Genomic DNA, 20,098 nt, shown 5'->3' with positions numbered 1-20,098 from the left:
GAACGCCCCATGAAACTGACCCTGTTCACCGACTATTCGATGCGCGTGCTGCTCTATCTGGGCGCGCGGCCTGACCGCCTGTGCTCGATCGGTGAGGTCGCGCAGGCCTACGGAATCTCGCAGAATCACTTGATGAAGGTGGTGAACCAACTCGCACGCAGTGGTGATGTGGAGAGTGTGCGTGGACGGTCGGGCGGCATCCGCCTGGGGCGGCCGCCCGAAGAGATCAACATCGGCGCACTCATACGCCAGACCGAGGACGGCTTCGATCTCGTTGACTGCGGCGGATGCGTGGTCGCGCCTGCATGTGGGCTGACGGGCGTGCTGAAGGAGGCGCTCGGCGCGTTCCTGGCGGTACTTGACCGCTATACGCTTGCAGACCTGCTGACGAAGCGGCGAGATCTCGCGTCGCTCTTCGAGCGTAACGCGGCCGATCGGTTCGAAACCCCTGCGGCGCCAGATGGATGATTGACGTCTTGGCGCATCGAAGCCGAAAAGGAGGAACGTGACATGTTCTGTCCAGAATGTGGTGAACCGGTCGATCCCGCTCCCTTTGACGGTCGTCGCCGCGCGTCGCGGTCATGGATCGCCGCAGGACTCCAAATCGGCGCGCGATGGGTAAAGCTATTGCGCGCTGGACGCTCCAAGCCGGACCGCACGCGGCAGTCCGCTTGCCCGTCTTGCTCCAATCATAAAACCACGAACACGGAAAGGAATTGAACGATATGGCCCTTCACCACGCAGCGCCCGGAGAAGTCGTCGATCTCTTGCCCGAGAACGTGACGACACATGAAGAACATTCCACAGCGATCGTGAAGGCGGACCATTTCGAAACCATCCGGCTGGTGATCCCGAGCGGCACCGAAATGCGCCAGCATCAGGTGCCGGGCAGCATCATGCTGCATTGCCTCGAGGGCCATGTGAAAGTCGAGCTCAGCGCAAGCTCGATCGAACTGCGGCGTAACCAGTGGGTCTATCTCGAAGGAGGCGCGCCGCACTCGGTCAAGGGCGCGGAAAACTCTGTGCTGCTTCTGACGATCCTCTTTCCGCCTGTAGAAGGATCACAGGCAAAAGCCGGCACCGAGACCTTGGCGGTCGAGGCCTATGACGATTGCGACTGTGTCGACCGGTGGGAAGCGGAAGGCGGTCCGGTCGTTCAATCGGATCAGCCTGCCCCCAGGAAGAATTGATCACGGGCGGCATGATGGCACGGCGCGCAGCGCGCTAGTCGCTTTGCTGTACCGCCTCGTAGCCCATAGGGGAGAACCATGGATCGAACACGTCAGCTCTGGATTTGGCTTCTATCATTGCTGGCAGTCTCTTTTGCCGTCCTGCTTCTGGTTGGCCGCGACATCAGCATTCAGGCGCCGCCGCTTCCCGCCAAGGTCGTGACCGCAAACGGCGAAACCGTCTTCACCCGTGCCGAGATGCAGCGTGGCCGCCAGGTCTGGCAATCTATGGGCGGCATGCAACTGGGCTCGATCTGGGGACACGGCGGCTACGTAGCGCCCGATTGGTCAGCCGACTGGTTGCACCGGGAATCACTGGCACTTCTCGATCTCTGGGCACAGCGGGATCTGGGCGGCGCCTTTGAGAGTTTAAACGAGGAACACAAGGCGCTCCTCCAGCGGCGGCTGCAAACGGAAATGCGCCGAAACACGTTTGAAGCGAGCACGGATACCATCACGATCAGCAACGATCGCGCGGTGGCAATCGAGCGGGTGGCAAAGCACTACGTCAATCTGTTCGGCAACGACCCCGCCACCGCCGAGCTGCGCGAAAACTATGCCATGAAGAACGATACGGTCCCCGACGCAGGGCACCGAGCCGCCATGACCTCCTTCTTCTGGTGGACGGCCTGGGCGGCCACAACGGAACGACAAGGGCGGACGACAACGTATACGAACAACTGGCCGAGCGAGCCGCTGGTCGGGAATCGCCCACCATCAAGTACATTCATCTGGTCGGCCTTCAGCGTCACCTTCCTGCTTGCCGGCATCGCGCTGTTGGGTTGGCACCATGCGGTGACGCACGGACGAAGGGAGAAGGAGCACGACCTCCCCGCGAAAGATCCGCTGCGCGAGATCGCGGTGACGCCTTCGATGCGGGCGACAGCCAAATATTTCTGGGTCGTTCTCGCACTGTTTCTCGCGCAGATCATGCTGGGTGCAATGACGGCCCACTATCAGGTCGAGGGGCAGCTGGTTTATAGCTATGAAGCGGCCGAGATCCTGCCCTATTCGATCACCCGCACCTGGCACACGCAGCTTGCCGTGCTGTGGATCGCGACAGCCTGGCTGGGAACGGGCCTCTACATAGCTCCTGCGATCTCGGGCCATGAACCGAGGTTCCAGGCTCTGGGTGCCAACATCCTCTGGGCCTGCCTCCTGATTATCGTCGTGGGCTCCTTTGCCGGGCAATGGCTCGCGGTGATGCAGAAACTGGGACTGGAGAGGAACTTCTGGTTCGGACACCAGGGCTGGGAATATGTCGATATGGGGCGCTTCTGGCAGTGGTTTCTCTTCATCGGCCTGATGCTCTGGCTTGTGCTCGTCGGCCGGGCGCTCTGGCCTGCGCTCAAAGAGAAGTCCGAATCCCGCCACATCACGATGCTGTTTTTCCTATCCGCCGTAGCCATCGGACTCTTCTACGGTGCCGGGCTGTTCTGGAATGAGCATACAGCGCTCTCCATGATTGAATATTGGCGTTGGTGGGTGGTCCATCTGTGGGTCGAAGGCTTTTTCGAGGTGTTCGCCACCGCGGTCATCGCCTTCCTCTTCACGCGCCTCGGCCTCATTCCGACACCCACCGCCACGGTCGCCGTCTTGTTTGCCACGATCATCTTCATGGCAGGCGGAGTGCTGGGAACGTTGCACCATCTCTACTTCGCGGGAACCTCGATCGCGGTGCTGGCGCTTGGCGCGAGCTTCTCAGCGCTCGAGGTCGTGCCGCTCGCCTATATTGGCTTCGAAGCTTATGAACACTGGAAGCTGAGCAGCGCGACACCCTGGATGCAGCGTTATAAATGGCCCGTCATGTTCTTCCTCGCGGTATCCTTCTGGAATCTCGTCGGAGCAGGCCTGTTCGGCTTCCTCATCAATCCGCCGCTGTCGCTCTATTACATGCAGGGTCTCAATCTGACGCCGCTGCACGGACACACCGCATTGTTCGGCGTATACGGCATGTTGGGCGTCGGGCTCGTCCTGTTCTGCCTGCGTGGCATGTTGCCGAACCTGATCTGGAACGAAGGCGTGCTGAAGACGAGCTTTTGGTGCTTCAACATCGGCCTTGCGTTGATGGCGCTCCTGACCTTGCTGCCACTTGGTACGCTTCAGCTGATCGCCGCGATTGACAAGGGCTACTGGTACGCTCGCTCGGCCGAGTTCATGCAGCAACCGGTGGTCGATCTGCTGGTGTGGCTGAGGGTTCCTGGAGATATCGTCTTTTCTGCCGGGGCGGTAGCGCTCGCCTGGTTTGTCGCCAGTCTTTGGCTCAGACCCCGGTCTGACGACAGCGAGGCGCAAATTGCACAGTGATCGATCGAGGAGTCCGATGCCGCACAGTCCCAGCCAACCCTTGCTCGTGGGCTAGCCACGTTCTGTCGACAAACGCCACACTTGGATGCGAGTTTCGGTGAACCTTTTGTCCATGCGCACCAAACTTCTGTTCGCAGGTCTGGCAGCCGGGTCGATGGCTGCTCTATCCTCGCCCGCGATTGCTCAGATGCCGCCCGGCTCACGGGACTGTTCATTCCAGTCGCTATCGCCGGAGGAAAAGTCTCGGTACCAATCCCGTTACCGGCGCCGCGTGCGCGTCGATGGGCAAGCTTTTGCCGATAAATGGCTGTATGAACAGGTGTGCATGACAGCCTCTGAGCGCAAAGCCCTCCGGCGTCCCCGCAAGGGCAAAAACTGCCGCGCCGTTTCGCGCCCCGTCACCAGCTTGGACGGATCCATGACAGTTGGCATCGGGCGCAAATGCGACTGACGCGCTCGATGCCGCACATGGCGATCATGGTGCGTTTCCAGGAGGGGACCAAATCCTACGCTAAGAATTTTGGCCAGCGATATTCTTCGCCGGTCAGGGTTATGTGCTCCGACCTGCCCCCCGAAAGGTCCCTTATTCTGATGTAGAGTCTGCCCACGAGAAGGAGCAGACGCATGAGGAAGAGCCGTTTCACCGAGGCGCAGATCATCGGGATGATCAAGGAACAGGAGGCAGGGCTTCCAACGGTCGAGGTTTGCCGTAAGCACGGCCTGAGCACGGCGACCTTTTACAAGCTGAAGGCGAAGTACGGCGGCATGGAGGTTTCCGATGCCCATCGGTTGCGGCAATTGGAGGACGAGAACGGCAAGCTGAAGCGGCTCCTGGCCGACAGCATGCTGGACAATGCGATCCTGAAAGACCTGCTGGGAAAAGGCTGACGACGCCGGGCCAGCGGCGCGACGTGGCGCTCGGTGTGATGCGGGACTACCAGGTCTCACAGCGCCGGGCCTGCGTGCTGATTGGCGTCGATCCCAAGACGGTCAGGCGTGAACGCCCGCCGGACCACGGAGCCATCCGCGAAGCGATGCGAGAAATCGCAGGGCAGCGCCGTCGGTTCGGCTATCGTCGGATCGGCGTCATGCTGGAGCGCAAGGGCATGAGCATGAACCACAAGAAGCTCTACCGGCTATATCGGGAGGAAGGCTTGTCTGTGCGCCGACGTCGCGGCCGCAAGCGCGCCCGGGGCAGTCGGACACCGGTGCCGGGGGCACTTCGCCCAGGTGACCGCTGGTCGATGGACTTTGTCGCCGATACGTTTGGCGCGTCGCGCAAGTTCAGGATTCTGGCGATCAACGATGATTGCTGCCGGGAGAACCTGTGCTTGGCAGCGGACACCAGCATCTCGGGGGCTCGAGTGGCGCGCGAACTGGATGCGCTGGTTCGCCTCCATGGGAAACCTGCTTGCATCGTCAGTGACAATGGCACTGAATTTACGAGCCGGGCGATCCTGCAGTGGGCCAGCAAGAACAAGGTCGAGTGGCATTACATCGATCCCGCCCAGCCAGGATCGAAGCGCTGCGACTGTCATTGGCCGACGTCACGCAGCCGCAGAAGCGTTCGAGCACGACCTCTTCGACAAGCAGATCAAGCGGTCGATCCTCGACGCGGTGACGTTCGGCGATGCGCCGCGCGGCGGCGGCGACCGCTTCGGGATTGATTGGATCATCATATTCATGCGTCATCGGCCCGCTCCGTATTCGCCTAAACCAAAGCCATCCTGGCCGCAGCGATCAGAACATCGAGCCTCAATCCCGACTACTCATCGCGCCAGATTGAACAAGGTCAGCATACCGCCAATCGCGATACCGAAGACCATCATCATGACGCCGGCGATCCGCAGAATATAGGTAAGCGGATCCTCATCCTCATTTCCCGCTCGCAACCGGCTTGCGGGCGGTTTCGGGCGTCCGATAGCTCGCCTGAAGCTGGCCTGCCGGAACGCCATGTTGAAACCGAGCAACACAAGAAGCAGTCCGAAAAAATCCACGAGCCATACATAACCGGGCACATTTCTCTCCTGAAGTTTCCAGGATTGCCGCGCGCGTTCATCCCGCGCATGCCGCCAATCCCTGATCGAGGCCGGCGATCAGATCTTGTTCGGCTTCGAGGCCAATCGAAAGCCGCAGCAGGCTGTCGCTGATGCCCGCTCTTGAGCGCGCCTCCTCGCCCATATCGGCATGGGTCATGGTCGCCGGATGCGCGACCAGGCTCTCGATCCCACCCAGCGATTCCGCGAGCGTGAAATAGCCGACCGCAGCGACAAACCGCCGAACCGCTTCCACCCCTCCTGCGAGTTCAAAGCTCAACATCGCCCCGAAACCGCGCTGCTGGCGTGAGGCGATCCGGTGGCCGGGATGGGCGACGAGACCTGGATAGTGGACTTGGGACACCGCCGTATGTCGGTCGAGATATTGCGCGACGATCATCGCGTTGCGCTGCTGCTGCTCCATCCGGGCAAATAGCGTGCGAAGGCCCCGTAAGGTTAGCCAGGCATCAAACGGCGCGCCTGTGCTCCCCACGACATTTGCCCAATTACGCAAATCATCGACCTGCACCGGATCAGCCGCGACAACTGCGCCGCCGATCACGTCGGAATGGCCGTTGAGATATTTGGTCGTGGAATGGATGACATAGTCCGCGCCCAGCGCGATCGGTTGCTGGATAGCCGGTGAAAGAAACGTGTTATCGACGGCAACCGCAGCCCCCGCCGAGCGCGATTTTGCGGCAAGCTCTGCGATATCGACGACCCGCATCAAGGGATTGCTCGGCGTCTCGATAAGCACCAGTGCCGGAATATCCTCCAGCGCGGCGGCAAAGGCGCTCTCGTCCCCCTGATCAACGAACCGGACGACGCAATGCCCTCGGTTCGCGCGCGCCTTCAACAGGCGCATCGTACCGCCGTAGCAATCATGCGGTGCGAGGATAAGATCGCCCGGCCCGATTCTCCCGACGAGAAGATCGAGCGCGGCCATGCCGCTCGCCGTGATGACCGCGCCTGCGCCACCTTCAAGCTTCGCCAGTGCCTGCCCGAGAAGATCGCGGGTGGGATTACCCGCCCGACCATAGTCATAGGAGCGCGGTTGATCGTAGCCGGCAAACTCATAGGTGCTCGAAAGATAAAGCGGCGGAGCGACAGCTCCAAAGGCCACATCGCTGGCAACGCCGTGCGCGGCGGCGACTGTCTGAAGGCGAGATGCCTGATCTTTGGGTTCAGTCATTGAAGCAACGCCCCTCTGTTACTTGAAGTACGATGCCAGATCGGCTGAGTGGCCAGTTTGCGGCCCAAATATTTTGTAAGTGACCGGCCTGACCGAACTTCGGAAAGACGCCGGCTGCGGCAGGGGGGGCCGCGAGCCGGCGTCTAACCTGGTGAAGTAGCCGCTAAACCGAGACGCCTGCGCCGCCGTCCAGCGATGCGGCCACATCCTGCACCGATCGCCATACTCCGTCTGCGTCATGCACTTATCCTCGGTTTCTGGCTCCCTTCCCGCGCTCCGGCCTGCTTTCGCAGGATCCTCTCCGGGCGCTGTTGTCGTGAAGCAACTCCACTCTGCAGATCGCGTTGTGCCGGTTAGAATACCATAAGACAAATGAATGTTATTTCTGTTTCAATGCATCATAATTGCATTAAATGCTGCTTGCTCATCCCAATTGTTCGAAAATGCCGGTGAAGACCGGCCGCAAGCGCTGAATTTCCTCGCGATGGACAGCCGACAGGGCGTCGAGCAAGGCATAAGCCTTGGGGGTAAGGCGTAGCAGCGCCCGCCTGCGATCGGTAGCAGCCGCCTCGCGCGTAATAAGCGCCAAGGCTTCGAGGCGATTGATCAGGCCCGTGGCGCTATGCGGCTTTAATATCAGACGTTCGGCGACATGGCCGACGGTGGCTTCATCCGGCGGACAGCCCCGGATCGCGAGGAGAGCCTGGTGCTGTTGCGGCGTCAGCCCGACTTCGATGGCCTTTTCCTCGCTGAACGCCTGGAAGCGGCGAATGGCGTGGCGAAATGAGGCCAGCGCCACATAGTCGGCATCCCCCAGCAATTTATCCTTTTGCCTCAATTGATCCTCACTGATTGAAATACATCGCAATGCGATATAATGGGCTCGAGCTACTTTTGCAGGATAATATCGATTCATGTCGCAGACACCCCCACGTTCCGTTGAAGGCCACCAACTCGCCGACCATAGTGTCGATCGCCGCATGGTCATGCTGGCGGTCATGGCCGTCGTGGTCGGGACGGGCGGTGCCTTCGGCGCATGGGTGCTGGTCAAACTCATTGCGATTGCCACCAATCTCTTCTGGTTCGGTCGACTCTCCGCCGATCACTCCGTGATAACCGACGCATCGGTGGGCTGGCTGGTGGTCGTGATTCCGATCATCGGCAGCCTTATCGTGGGTCTGATGGCGCGTTTCGGATCGGACAAGATTCGCGGCCATGGCATTCCCGAGGCGATCGAAACGATCCTCTTCGGCGAGAGCCGACTGTCGCTCAAGGTGGCGCTGCTCAAACCCCTGTCCTCAGCGATCTCGATCGGCAGTGGCGGACCCTTCGGCGCGGAAGGACCGATCATCATGACGGGCGGGGCCATTGGTTCGCTGTTCGCCCAATGCTTCCATCTCAGCGCGGCCGAGCGCAAGACGCTCCTCGTGGCCGGTGCGGCAGCCGGCATGACCGCCATCTTCGGTACGCCGCTCGCGGCGATCTTGCTGGCCGTCGAAGTGCTCCTGTTCGAGTGGAAACCGCGCAGCTTCGTCCCCGTCCTCGTTGCAGCACTTGTTTCCTTCGCCTGGCGTCCGCTTCTGCTCGGGTCGGGACCGATGTTTCCAATGGCGGCGATGGCTCCGCAGGAAAGCTGGGCCCTGCTCGCTTCCGGCGGGATCGGCCTCGTCGTCGGTCTTGAAGCCGCTCTACTATCGACATCCCTCTACCGTATCGAGGATCTCTTCCATCGCCTGCCATTCCACTGGATGTGGTGGCCGGCGATCGGTGCGGTGGTCGTTGGTCTGGGTGGTCTCATCGATGCACATGTGCTTGGCGCCGGTTATGCGAGCATCGAGGCTCTCCTCAATGGCTCGTTATCGCTCCGGGTCGTTGCTGCGCTCCTCGTCGTGAAGGCCATCGTCTGGTTGGTCGCGCTGGGGTCGGGCACGTCTGGCGGCGTTCTTGCCCCGCTCCTCATCCTGGGCGGCGCAGCCGGCTTCCTGCTCGGGCAGTTCCTGCCCGGTGATCCGGGGTTCTGGGCCATGATCGGCATGGCGGGAATCATGAGCGGCGCGATGCGTGCGCCGATGACCGGCGCGATCTTCGCGGTCGAACTCACCGGGCACTTCAGCGCCATCCCATGCACGATCGCGGCTGCGGGCGGCGCCTATGCCATCAGCGTGCTGCTGATGCGGCGATCGATCCTCACCGAGAAAATCGCGCGGCGCGGACGGCATATCCTGCAGGAATATACGGTCGATCCGCTCGACCTCATCCAGGCCGGTCAGATCATGACGCGCGATCCGGCGACCCTACCGGGCACGATGACCGTGGAGGCGGCGGTATCCTTCTTCGCAACCAAAGCCGTGCATCGCAGCTATCCGGTGACCGACCCGCAAGGAAGATTGCTGGGTCTCGTCTCTCGCACCGATGCCCTGCGCTGGCAGGGCGAGCGCGACGACGATCAAACGCCGCTCATCGACGCCATCTCGGACGCAGCACAGCCCGTTGCCTATCCCGATACGCCCACCGGCGTCGTCGCCGATCTCATCGTCGAATCCGGCATCGGTCGCATTCCGATCATCGAGCCCGGAACCAGGCGCGTGCTCGGCATCCTTTCGCGCCAGGATCTGCTCAAGACCCGCAGCGCAAACCGCCATGCCGAACTTGGTCGCTCACGCCATCTCGGAACAAAACTCCAACCACGCACGCAGTAGAACGGCCTAGGATCGGTCGGTTACGACGTGCAAGGACGGGACCGGGGAACCAACCCGCACCTATTTTCGTTCGTATTGCGATACAAACTCCTGCCGCGGCATCGGAAAAGGAGGAACGGGGGGACGTCGCATGTCGGACGCCAAGGTGCTGCTGCTGGTTGAGGACGAGCGGCTTATCCTGTGGACGCTGCAGGAGATGCTAGAATTCGGCGGATACGTGGTCATCGCCGCGACCTGTGGAGTGGATGCCATCACCATTCTCGATAGCCGTCATCCTGAAATCGCCGGAGTGGTCACCGATGTGAGGCTTGGGGTGGGTCCCAACGGATGGGAGGTATCGTGGCGCGCCCGAGAACTGCAACCGGATATTCCTGTGGTGTATGCATCAGGAGATAGCGCCGCAGAATGGCCGGTTTATGGTGTTCCCAAAAGTATCATGGTTCCCAAGCCATACGGAACGTCGCAAATGCTGACGGCGATCTCGTCCATTCTTATATCGTCGACGCCCTGAGCGTCTCGTCGCCAGTCTTTACAAACGACCTGCGTTTTCGAGATCGAGAGAGCTGAGAAGCGCGGCGGCATCACAACAGATTTCTTGATGGAAAACTTCAATATCTTGCGGTTTTGCGTTGGCTCGATCCCGCTAGAAGGCACAATATGTGTAAACCTCTTCTCGCGCTCGTCGCGCTGCTTTTGATCCCGTCTGAACTCGAGGCGAAGGACGAGGCAAAGCCGTCATTGCAATTCACCGTTCTCGAAGACGACTATCAGTGGAACAATGACATCGAGAAGGCACGCACCACTCTTGCCCGGGAGATTCCGCCAGGCACGTCCTTCTGGAGCGCGCTCGACGTCCTTGAAGAGGCTGGCGCGCATTGCACGGGCGATCGGCAAGATCCCGAGATCGCGCGTTGTGTCTATTCCGACTGGATGATGGTGCATGACTACTACCGAGCCAATTTTTACTGGGCGGCGGTCGTCCACCTCGACGATGGCAAGGTGGGGAGCCTCACGCTCGATCGCACCGTCGAGGAGAAATGAGCGGGAACCGGGTTCGGCATCACCGAATTTGTACTGCGGTCGTCGGTCAGCGAATCCTGGAAGGCTGCGCGCACGCGCCAGCAGCAAACGTGGCAGCCCAGGTTCTGACGGCAGAGGAAATCACATCGCGTTTCAGTTGGTCCAGCCTCCGCCAAGTGTGAGGAACAGCGTAATCTGATCGTCATTGATCGCCGCGCGCGCCTCGGCCGCCGCCTGATCCGCCGCGATCCGATCACGTTCAGCCTCGAGCGCGGGCAACGCGGCGATCTTGCCTCCACGCCGCAACTGACTTATCCGCATCGCTGCTCGCATGGCATCTTCGGATGCACGATCCAGGCTTTCCTGCTGCTCAAGCCCAGCTTGATAATTGGTCAGCGCCGTCTCAACCTCTCGCAACGCCTTGATCACCGCGCCGTCAAACGCGGCGAGGTCGCCGCGACTTTGGGCCTCAGTTGCCACAATGCGGGCGCGAACGGCATGTCGGTTGAGCGTCCAACTGATCAGCGGCCCGAGACCAAAACGGTTGGTAAGCGGTGACAGGAAATCGGCGGCAGCCCCCGTGGAGCCGATCGATGCCCCCAGGCGGATGTCTGGATAGAGATCCGCCGTGGCGACGCCGATCCGCGCCGTCGCCGCGGCGAGCCGGCGCTCGGCCATGCGGATGTCGGGCCGACGCTTGAGCAGCGCGGCACCGTCGCCAACGGGGATCATGCGTGTCAGCGCAAGCGGGGCATGGCACGCCAACAGGCCGGGGTCCGCGTCGCTCGGCATGCGACCGGCCAGCGCTGTGGCACGGAAAAGGGCGTTGCGTTGGCGCGCCACCAATTGTGGGAGCCGGGCCTGGCTCGCTTCGAGCAACGCTTGTCGCCGGTCCAGTTCATAGGGTGCCGCGCGTCCATGCGACACCATGATCCGGGTTAATCGAACACTTTGCTCTAGGACAGCAATCGCACGACCCAACACATCGCGCTGATAGCCCGCGTTACAGATGTCGGCATAGGCGCGCGCCGTCTCGGCCGCGACGGTCACACGCACCAGATCGCGCGCCGCCACGGCAGCGTCGGCATCGGCACTTGCTGCCTCGATCCCGCGCTTTATTCCGCCGAACAGATCGAGATCATAGCTGGCCCCGATGCCCATATTGTAGATTTGCCGCGTCGGCGGCTTCACATGGCTCAACTCGGCTTCCGCCGAGCGCTGGGCCCAGCTTGTTTCGGCGTTCGCGCTGCCCTGAATTTCCCGGCCCGCATTGCGCTGGTCGAGCAAGGCCAGACTGCGTTCGAGATTGGCCTCGGCCACTCGCAGATCCGTATTGGCGGCGAATGCCTGTTCGATCAGCCGGTCGAGGGTCGGGTTCTCGTAGAGCCGCCACCAATGATCGGGCAGCGGTTCCTGCGTCGTGGCCGCGCCTATCGACTGAAACGCGCCTTGCGCCGCAGGTGCCTTCACCATCGCGGCGTCAGGCACATGATAATCGGGTCCGACCACCGTGCAGCCGCCCAGCGCGGCTGCAGCCGCCAGCACCAGCGCGCGCCTTACCATGGCAGGCTCCGGTGTACGCTGCGCCCATCATCGCGCGGATGAACGACAACCGTGGCCGTCTGGCCCGGAATCATCCGTACATTAGGCGGTATTCTATCAATCGTGACACGCACGGGAATGCGCTGCGCGAGGCGAACCCAGGTGAAGGACGGGTTTACATTAGCCAGTTGCCCGTCGGTTCCGGCCCGCTCGCGATCCTCGACACCGCCCGCAATGCTCTGAACATGCCCCTCGATCTCGTCAGCAACGCCCATCAGGTAGATGCTTGCACGGTCGCCGACGCGGATCGCCGGCAATTTTGTTTCCTCAAAATAACCTTCCACCCGGAGCGAGTGGTCATAGACGAGCGCTAACGCGGCTTTGCCGGCCGTCAGATAGACCCCGGGCTGGAGCGACATGTTGGACACGGTCCCGTCCACCGGTGCACGCACGATGGTTCGTTCCAGATTGAAGCGAGCCAGGTCGCGCGCTGCCACCGCCTGACCAATCGTCGCCCGCAGTCCTTCGACCCGCGCCGTGCCTTGTTCGATCACTTCAGCAGCGATCACTTCGGGCATGGCCCGGTTGCGCCGATCCTCACGGACAGCTTGCGCGAGCGCGGTGCGCTGGCTTGCCACGTTGGCCTCGGCCTGTTCCAGCGCAAGCCGGTAGCGCGGACGGTCGATGATGAAGAGTATCTCGCCCTTTCGGACCTTCTGATTGTCGGCGACCTTCACCTCGGTGACGAGCCCACTGACATCGGCGGCCACCGGCACCATGTCCGCGCGCACCTTGCCATCGCGCGTGACCGGCTCGACCTGATAGCGCAGCCACAGTGCATATATCCCCCCCAGAACTACGAGTATGACGAGGAGCGTGGCGAGCGATCGCAGGAGATTTTGTCGGTGCAACATGTCAAGACGCGACCCATCGGTAGAGGACACTATCGGCGAGCGCGCTCAGGCCCCACCACAGCAGAATGAAGAGAGCGAGCTCGAGCAGGCTTGGGTGCCAGAGCAGTCGATAGCCCGGCAGGCGCTGCAGGAGCCCGCGCACAATATAGACGAGCACCGCGGCCAGCACGCCCCAGGCGAGCGCCGCCGGCATATAAACGCCGAGCACATTGATCTCCTCGATCATGCGCTTTCCCCAGCTCTTGATGAAACGATATGGGGCGCAGCGGCAGTCGGGAAGAGATTGCAGCGCATCCCTACCAGCGCCCGCAAGGCAGGCCGGCGATGCTCATCGAGCGGCAGGCTGAGAAGCGCTTCCAAGGCCCGGTCGATCGGATCGAGCAAGCCGGGCGGCGGAGCATCCGCATGGCCATGGCGCCAGCGATCCCCATAAAACACCGCCAGCACGGCAAGTACCGCGCCCAGGCGGTGCCGCACGTTATGCGGGACATGAGACAGCGCCCGGCGGATCGGAATGATGTTGCGGCCGATCCTGAGGTCCGCCAGACCGTCAGCGGCACGGAGTCTATCGCCGGCGGGTGCCACCGCCATGCGTGCAGCCACCTGCCCGAGCCGATCGACCGCTCTTGCCGTCCAGCGGTCCGGACGGAACGGCCGACGAATGTCCGCAAGTAGGGCCAGTTCACCCCAGTTCGCGCGCAGGATACGCCGGGCGGTCCACAGGACATTGGCCGATCGGAACATGCGGGTGACGGCAAGCGTCGCTACAATTCCACCCAGCTGGGCCAACCCCGTGTTGATGAACAGTGCAAAATCCGCCTGAAAACGCGCGAGAAAGCCCATGGCGACAATGAAGCAGGAGAACATCGGCAATGCCTGCGGCGAACGTGCGGGATCGGCCTGGATATAGCCCATCCACAGCAAGGCTGGCGCCAGGGTGACGATCAGCATTTCATAGCCATCGACCCGGGGCAGGATCACGAAAAGATAGAGGGCCGCCAACGGAAAAGTCTTGAGCGTCGCCACGAGATAGCGACCGATCACCGGCGCGGGATCGTCCTGTGCGGCAAAAGAACAGGTAATGAGCGCGGCAAAGGCCGCGGTCGCCGATCCATTAGGCCAGGCGAGCAGGATCCAGACGGCGCAATAGAGCCCGATTGCCGTGGCGGTCGCCAGGCCCGCGAGCGCAGCGACGCCATGATCGCGGGCAAGCGAAAAGGATTCTGCGGCAAGAATTTTAGCGCTGGGCCGACCCGGTGACCCGATCCTGTCCGCCAGCCTTCGACTCGCGGCCAATGCGGTCAGGAACTCGGCGATGCGGATGCAGGCGCTCGCGGTCAGCAGGTCGTTCCAGTCGCCGCGCGCCTCAGCGGCAGCCGCCAGCGCCTCGCACCGCCGCACCAGCGATCCCACCCGGTGCAGCTCGCTTTGCTCATCATCCAGCCAGTCGGTGACGTCGGCCAGCAAAGCTTCGAGCTCCGGGGGGAGATCGCCAGCTTCGCGAAGGCGGTCGAGCCGGTTCGCCGCAGCCGAGGCAAGTGGCAGGACGGTGGCGAGCTGCTGTTGCAAGGCCGTAACCCGTCGCCGAGTCGCGGGAGCCCAGCGCTGATCGAACGGCAAATGGACCGCGATCATGCCGAGTTCGGTGACGTCCGCCGCCAGTGCGCGGCGATGCGCGTCCTCGAGACGGGTATGTTGACTGCCAACCGCCTCTGCCGTCCAGCGGCGGGCGTGACCCAAAAAAGATTGGACACGGGCGCGAATAGCCGGCGTCGCGCTCCAGGGTTGGAGCAGCGCATGAACCGCCGTCACGCACAGGATAGCAACCGTCATCTCCTGCACCCTCGCGGCCGTGGTTTCGAAAATATTCCCCGGATCATCGAGATACGGAAAGCTGATCACCGCTGAGCTGAACGCCGCCATCTGGAACAGGAAAGCACGCGGGGTGCGATCAAGAACCGCAAGATAGATGCAGAAACCTGTCCAGGCCGCGAGGCACAAGACCAGAAGTTCGGGCGAGTTCTGCAAGTTGGGAACGAGCAGGATCGTGACAGCGGCACCGGTTAGTATGCCGCCCAGACGGTAGAGAACCTTGGGCCGAAAGGCACCGGCCATGGGTTGAGCGGTAACGTATACCGTCAACAGAGCCCACCAGGGGCGCGGCAAACTGGCTGAGAAGGCTATGGCCAACGTAGCGGCTGCCGCCAGCAAGCTGCTGAGCGAGAAGAGCAGCTTCTGGGGGTCAACCACCAAGGGAGAGGCTGGCAGGCGTTTCCCGCCTGCAAACGCAACAAGCATCACTGACAACCATGACAAACGGGATTGTCACGATCGACAGCGACCGTGGTCATTACCTCCCATGGATATGAGAAAGCTCTTTAACCGAGCCAGCGCCCTAAACCGTAAATCAAAATATTAATGGATAAGCGCAAATATTTTGCGTTTAATTCTTTCTTGTGGACGCGCGCGAATTGGTGCCCTGGTCTGTCTTGTTCGAACCATCAGACATGTCCTGCCCTTTGCCCGACACAAAGAATGCGGCGATCGGTACGGCGAGGAAAATCAGCAGCATAGTCTGCTCCTCACTGAGGAGGCGATATTCGCTGAGGCAATAGAGAGCAAAGGCGAGCCCAGCGAACAGAAGCGTCCACAGAGCCCGCGACCATGTAAAAACGGCCTGTGTAGCAGGGTCGCCCGACATAAACCTCTTCATGCGGCATCCTCTCCTGTCGATGCTCGCTCGCAACCAGCTATCTTCATGGTTTGATAGAAGCAGGGTGAAAGAATGCGCACTGCGTCGCAAACGAATGTTTTTGCAGGTTAAGCGCAAAAACTCTGAGGTCGCGCAAACGGGGCATCAGCATAGCACGCAGGGGCGTTCGCAAAGCGAGAGTAGGAAGCGCCTATTCGTCCGCTATCAACTGAGGAGTTGGCGCTTTCAAAGCCGCTTCGATCAGGCGACGCACCTTCCCTCGGCGTGCTACGTCCGAACCCCCAGCTGCAGCGGCTTCACGCCGGGCTCGTCGAACGAAACTGCGCATTTCAGCAAAGCTCGGCCGTCTATTCTGGCCTAGAACCGCGATGAGGGCAGGATAGATCCAGATCTGCGTTGCCATCAGTGCTTTCCTTTAGAGAGGGCGGAGCGGCCCGGCTTGGTATCGCGCGAAGATCCTCCATCCCGTTCTTCCCGGCCTACCAGATAGAGCAGGCCTGCCCCAACCAGAGCGAACACGGTGGCCATCTTCACGAACTCACTTTGCCCTAACGCAGCCAGCCAGGTGCCACCGACTATGATGAGCAGAAAAGCCGCGCCCCAGCGCGGATGATGAACGCGGGTGGCCAGCCACCAAGCCAGACAGGACAGCGATATCGCGACCAGCAAGCTGCCCAACGTCAGGCCGACAGCCGTGACCAGGATTTGCAACATCGGCATATCTGCCTCCATCGACATCCCCTCCGCGCCCTTCGTTCCAATATATCGTGTTGCGATATATTTACAAGGACCCCGCTCATCACTTCCAGCATTCAAGGCACGATGGTCTGGTTAATATATGGTGCGCGCGCCAGGTGCCGAACTACCGTCCAAACCAGAGGAAGGAACTGCCTTCATTCCGTGGCGAATTGGGGATGCCGCAGCGCCCAAATCGGTACTCGCCCATCTGTCGCGGACTGATAGACGTCAGGGTAGCGGCTCAGCGCAGCATCGACGGCACCCGGATGAAAGGGGGCGTCGGGCTCGAAGCTGTCGAAGCCGCAACGCCGCATAAAGAATACGAGATCAATGAGCACGTCACCGATCGCGCGGATTTCGCCTGTGTAGCCCGCCTCGCGCAATATGCTTGCGCTGGAAAAACCACGCCCGTCGCGAAACCGCGGAAAGTCGATCTCGACGAGCCGCACGCGGCCAAGTTCGGGTAACAAGGCGCGGACATCATCGCCCGCCTCGAGAAGCACTGAGGTTGCGTCCTTCTGATTGAGAAACGCATCCAGGGAAACTCCCGGCTCATCCGGTGCCGGATCGTCCCGGAAGCGTAACGGATCACCCATAAATAGCCTCCTTGAACGGATCCATGCCAACGCGGCGATAGCAATCGAGAAAGCGTTCACCTGGCTCGCGAATCTCACGATAGCGTTCGATCGTGCGTTCGACGGCATCGACGATCCCGGTCTCGTCGAAGCCCGGCCCGGTGATCTTGGCCTGCGAAACATCCTCGGCCCCGGACCCGCCAAGCAGCAACTGGTAGTTCTCTGTGCCCTTACGATCGACACCAAGGATACCGATATGGGCCGCGTGGTGATGACCGCAGGCGTTGATGCAGCCCGAAATCTTGATCTTGAGTTCGCCGAGGTCGAGCTGACGATCGAGATCGGCAAAGCGCTCTGCGATCTGTTGGGCGACGGGTATCGAACGCGCGTTGGCCAGGCTGCAATAATCGAGTCCGGGACAAGCGATGATGTCCGTGACGAGGCCGAGATTGACGCTTGCCAGCCCCGCCGCGTCCAGCGCCTGCCAGACCGCATGAAGATCCCGCTTGCGCACATGGGGCAGCACGAGATTCTGGACATGCGTCGAGCGCAGGTCATCGAAGCTGTAGCGTTCGGCAAGGTCGGCCACGAGCTCCATCTGCTCGGCTGAAATGTCGCCGGTTATACCCCCGTCGGGTTTGAGGCTGATATTGACGATGGCATAACCGGGCGCCTTATGTGCGGCGACCTGGCGATCGACCCATAGCGCGAAGTCGGGATCGGAGCGGTCGAGCTCCTCGGAAAGCCCGGTCTCGAACGGCGGCGGGTCAAAATGGGCGGCAATCCTGTCATACTCGGCCTGCGGAAAATCCCGGCCCAGCGTCAGGATGTGCTCGAACTCCATCTCCACCTGACGGCGGAACTCTTCTTCCCCCAGTTCATGAACAAGGATCTTCATCCTCTGCTTGTGGATGTTGTCGCGCCGCGCATGCCGGTTCCACACCCGCAGGATCGCCTGGATATAGGAAAAGATCTGGCCTGCCGGACAGAACGTCCTGATCGGGAAAGCGATAATCGGCGTGCGCCCCATACCGCCGCCAGCATAGACCTCGAACCCCTGCTCACCGCTCTCGTTCTTGATGATGCGCAGTGCACAGTCGTGCCAGCGCAGCGCGGCACGGTCTTCCTGCGCGGCGATCACTGCGATCTTGAACTTGCGCGGCAGATAACTGAATTCTGGATGGAACGTCGTGGCCTGGCGGATCAGTTCGGCCCAGGGCCGCGGATCGCATATCTCGTCGGGAGCAGCTCCAGCATAATGATCCGCCGACAGGTTGCGAATGCTCTCGCCGCTCGTCTGGATGGCGTGCATTTCCACCGTCGCGAGCTCAGCGAGGATGTCGGGCGCATCCGCCAGTTTGATCCAGTTATATTGGATGTTCTGTCGTGTCGTGAAATGACCGTAGCCTCGGTCATATTTGCGCGCGATATGCGCCAGCTTGCGCATTTGCCGCGAATTGAGCGTGCCGTAAGGCACCGCTACGCGCAGCATATAAGCGTGCAGTTGCAGGTAGAGCCCATTCTTGAGCCGCAGAGGCTTGAACTGGTCTTCGCTGAGATGGCCTTCGATCCGACGGCGCGTCTGGTCGCGAAACTCTTCGACCCGGGCATCGACCATGGCCTGATCATACTCGTCGTATTTGTACATATCAGCCTCTCACGCCCAAGGGGACATCAGGATGGCATCACGAGCACTCATGCACAAAATGACTTTTAATGCAGCGATACATCAAAATAATTGCTCGATAAGGCCGGTCGCTGCAGGCCAACAACCATGGGCCGATCGTTGCAAGCCGGCTCGAGGGCGATCCCGGCCTTAACATGTCTGTGACATACAGGTATGGTGTTGCAGATTGGTTCTCGGGAGTTCTGCGTGCGGCTGACACGCTACACGGATTATTCACTGCGGGTCTTGATTCACCTGGCCCTTCACGAAGAGCGCCTGTGTTCGATCGGCGAAATCGCGCGGGCTTATGATGTCTCCCACAATCACCTGATGAAGGTCGTCAACGCCCTGGCGCACGACGGCTTCATCGAAACCGTTCGCGGTCGCGCCGGCGGCATGCGTCTCGCCCGACCAGCGGATGAGATGACCGTCGGCGAGGTCGTCCGCCGCACCGAGGAAGGCTTCCAACTCGCAGATTGTTCCGGGTGTGCGCTGTCTCCCGCATGTGGACTGACCGGCGTGCTGGCGCAAGGCATGCAGGCGATGATGGCGGTATTCGATACCTACCGGATTTCCGATCTCCTGTCCGATCGTGAGGCCATGAAGCGGCTGATTAACCGCCAATCACCGCTCGGCGTCGGCATGGACTAAATGATACAGCCTACGGATTTCCGCGCAGGTCAATGCTCCGCTTCAAGATGCGCTGCGGCGCGGTCGATGTTGACGCGATGGCTCTCGAGCATCTCGCGAAGATCGGCATGCAATGCCTCGTCACGAACCCTAGGGGTCAGAGATTCCAGTTTGCGAACCACCCAGGCTTGTCCGCGGTTGAGAAAGGCGAGCCTTTCAAGCGGATCAGGGATTGCCAACGCCTTCTTGTAAAAGGCGCCGGTCTTGCGTGAGGGCGCTGCGCCCAATCGCCTGATCTGCCTCGAGAGCATCGCGCACCAACGTGCTTCGTCGGCACGGACCGATCGCATCAGTTCGGCGTAGTCGGGATCGTTCGCCGACTTGGTGCTGGCGAGGGCGACGCGGGCGCCGGCCCGTTCGGCTTCCAGCAGTTCGTGGAGCGCCGCGAGGATCTCCTCGCGACCGGCAAAGCCCATGTAAATGTCATCGGCTTCGCTGGCGTAACAAACGGGCGAGGATGGTTCGTTCACGGTCATGCTGTAATCGCCGCGGCCGCCTTGAGGCCGGCACGAATGCGGTCCATCACGCCCGGGTCGGCCTTTGTGCTGTGGACGACATAGGCCGAGTACGAAAATTCAGGACTTCCGGGGACGAGAGCGAGGCGGCCTTCCTCGAGATAGGAGCGGATGAAGCCTTTGCGAAAATAGCCGCTACCCCCTGTCGCCAGGATATAATCGAGCGCGAGCGGACCATAGCTGTCAACGGCGGAGTAAAAGTCGGCCATTGGGCGGCGCAAAATCAGGCCGGGTGATCCGTGTGCTGGCGAGCGCCGCGAGG

General features: G+C 61.2%; 19 protein-coding genes and 2 pseudogenes. 8 read left to right on the top strand and 13 right to left on the bottom strand.

What is annotated here, in order from left to right:
* The first annotated feature begins 9 nt into the window (after positions 1–9).
* The 4 genes and pseudogenes from LDB29_RS28000 to LDB29_RS27985 form a co-directional block, all read left to right on the top strand.
* A complete protein-coding gene (locus tag LDB29_RS28000; RefSeq protein ID WP_004212699.1) occupies positions 10–468 on the top strand; it encodes an Rrf2 family transcriptional regulator in 459 nt (152 codons plus the stop codon).
* 257 nt (positions 469–725) lie between these two features.
* Positions 726–1,190 carry a cupin domain-containing protein gene (locus tag LDB29_RS27995; protein ID WP_015449317.1) on the top strand — a complete coding sequence of 155 codons (465 nt, stop codon included), beginning with the start codon at positions 726–728 and terminating at the stop codon, positions 1,188–1,190.
* A gap of 78 nt (positions 1,191–1,268) precedes the next feature.
* Positions 1,269–3,536, top strand: coding sequence for a nitric-oxide reductase large subunit (locus LDB29_RS27990; protein WP_257558628.1), 2,268 nt, complete (start codon positions 1,269–1,271; stop codon positions 3,534–3,536).
* 624 nt (positions 3,537–4,160) lie between these two features.
* Positions 4,161–5,050, top strand: a pseudogene (locus LDB29_RS27985) (IS3 family transposase); the annotation flags it as partial.
* Positions 5,051–5,305: 255 nt separating this feature from the next.
* Here LDB29_RS27985 and LDB29_RS27980 read toward each other — a convergent pair.
* From LDB29_RS27980 to LDB29_RS27970, 3 genes are all read right to left on the bottom strand, one after another.
* Positions 5,306–5,554: a hypothetical protein gene (locus LDB29_RS27980; RefSeq protein ID WP_015449313.1), complete on the bottom strand. Its 249-nt coding sequence runs from the start codon at positions 5,552–5,554 to the stop codon at positions 5,306–5,308.
* 37 nt (positions 5,555–5,591) lie between these two features.
* A complete protein-coding gene (gene metB / locus LDB29_RS27975; RefSeq protein ID WP_015449312.1) occupies positions 5,592–6,764 on the bottom strand; it encodes a cystathionine gamma-synthase in 1,173 nt (390 codons plus the stop codon).
* 424 nt (positions 6,765–7,188) lie between these two features.
* Positions 7,189–7,584, bottom strand: a complete 396-nt coding sequence (locus LDB29_RS27970) for a MarR family winged helix-turn-helix transcriptional regulator (protein WP_015449310.1) — start codon at positions 7,582–7,584, stop codon at positions 7,189–7,191.
* A 94-nt stretch (positions 7,585–7,678) separates the two neighbouring features.
* Here LDB29_RS27970 and LDB29_RS27965 point away from each other — a divergent pair, with 94 nt between their 5' ends.
* From LDB29_RS27965 to LDB29_RS27955, 3 genes are all read left to right on the top strand, one after another.
* Entirely contained in the window at positions 7,679–9,463 is a 1,785-nt protein-coding gene (locus LDB29_RS27965; protein ID WP_140043546.1) for a chloride channel protein, read from the top strand.
* 130 nt (positions 9,464–9,593) lie between these two features.
* Positions 9,594–9,974 carry a response regulator gene (locus LDB29_RS27960; protein ID WP_140043545.1) on the top strand — a complete coding sequence of 127 codons (381 nt, stop codon included), beginning with the start codon at positions 9,594–9,596 and terminating at the stop codon, positions 9,972–9,974.
* Positions 9,975–10,120: 146 nt separating this feature from the next.
* On the top strand, positions 10,121–10,504 hold the full coding sequence (locus tag LDB29_RS27955) for a hypothetical protein (protein WP_140043544.1): 384 nt from the start codon (positions 10,121–10,123) through the stop codon (positions 10,502–10,504).
* A gap of 132 nt (positions 10,505–10,636) precedes the next feature.
* Here LDB29_RS27955 and LDB29_RS27950 read toward each other — a convergent pair whose 3' ends face one another.
* The 8 genes from LDB29_RS27950 to LDB29_RS27915 form a co-directional block, all read right to left on the bottom strand.
* Positions 10,637–12,046, bottom strand: a complete 1,410-nt coding sequence (locus tag LDB29_RS27950; RefSeq protein WP_015449302.1) for an efflux transporter outer membrane subunit — start codon at positions 12,044–12,046, stop codon at positions 10,637–10,639.
* On the bottom strand, positions 12,040–12,939 hold the full coding sequence (locus LDB29_RS27945) for an efflux RND transporter periplasmic adaptor subunit (protein ID WP_100239763.1): 900 nt from the start codon (positions 12,937–12,939) through the stop codon (positions 12,040–12,042). Before LDB29_RS27945 ends, LDB29_RS27950 begins: the two co-directional genes overlap by 7 nt.
* 1 nt (position 12,940) lies before the next feature.
* On the bottom strand, positions 12,941–13,165 hold the full coding sequence (locus LDB29_RS27940; protein WP_015449300.1) for a DUF1656 domain-containing protein: 225 nt from the start codon (positions 13,163–13,165) through the stop codon (positions 12,941–12,943).
* Positions 13,162–15,237, bottom strand: a complete 2,076-nt coding sequence (locus LDB29_RS27935) for an FUSC family protein (protein WP_257558627.1) — start codon at positions 15,235–15,237, stop codon at positions 13,162–13,164. Before LDB29_RS27935 ends, LDB29_RS27940 begins: the two co-directional genes overlap by 4 nt.
* Positions 15,238–15,382: 145 nt before the next feature.
* Positions 15,383–15,652 (bottom strand): hypothetical protein, encoded by a 270-nt coding sequence (locus LDB29_RS27930; protein ID WP_100239764.1) that lies wholly within the window; start codon positions 15,650–15,652, stop codon positions 15,383–15,385.
* A 402-nt stretch (positions 15,653–16,054) separates the two neighbouring features.
* Complete coding sequence (locus LDB29_RS27925; protein WP_235181669.1) at positions 16,055–16,384, bottom strand: MHYT domain-containing protein; 330 nt, start codon at positions 16,382–16,384, stop codon at positions 16,055–16,057.
* A gap of 161 nt (positions 16,385–16,545) precedes the next feature.
* Positions 16,546–16,986: a DUF934 domain-containing protein gene (locus LDB29_RS27920; RefSeq protein WP_020820542.1), complete on the bottom strand. Its 441-nt coding sequence runs from the start codon at positions 16,984–16,986 to the stop codon at positions 16,546–16,548.
* A complete protein-coding gene (locus tag LDB29_RS27915) occupies positions 16,979–18,613 on the bottom strand; it encodes a nitrite/sulfite reductase (protein ID WP_100239765.1) in 1,635 nt (544 codons plus the stop codon). The genes LDB29_RS27920 and LDB29_RS27915 overlap by 8 nt, the downstream gene beginning before the upstream one ends.
* A 225-nt stretch (positions 18,614–18,838) precedes the next feature.
* Between LDB29_RS27915 and LDB29_RS27910 the strand changes: the two genes are divergently transcribed.
* The gene (locus tag LDB29_RS27910; protein ID WP_029986492.1) at positions 18,839–19,282 is read left to right on the top strand and encodes an Rrf2 family transcriptional regulator; all 444 of its coding nucleotides are present in this window, start codon (positions 18,839–18,841) and stop codon (positions 19,280–19,282) included.
* A gap of 29 nt (positions 19,283–19,311) precedes the next feature.
* Here LDB29_RS27910 and LDB29_RS27905 read toward each other — a convergent pair whose 3' ends face one another.
* Together LDB29_RS27905 and LDB29_RS27900 are read right to left on the bottom strand one after the other, a co-directional pair.
* Entirely contained in the window at positions 19,312–19,797 is a 486-nt protein-coding gene (locus LDB29_RS27905; RefSeq protein WP_056379653.1) for a DUF6306 domain-containing protein, read from the bottom strand.
* A pseudogene (locus tag LDB29_RS27900) lies at positions 19,794–20,018 on the bottom strand (LysR family transcriptional regulator); the annotation flags it as partial. The pseudogene LDB29_RS27900 and the gene LDB29_RS27905, both read right to left, overlap by 4 nt.
* Positions 20,019–20,098 lie beyond the last annotated feature (80 nt).

Source organism: Sphingobium sp. CFD-2, from assembly GCF_024611135.1.
Taxonomy (GTDB): Bacteria; Pseudomonadota; Alphaproteobacteria; order Sphingomonadales; family Sphingomonadaceae; genus Sphingobium; species Sphingobium fuliginis.
The sequence above is the reverse complement of the archived record's forward strand: the minus strand, read 5'-3'. Positions and strand labels throughout refer to the sequence as shown.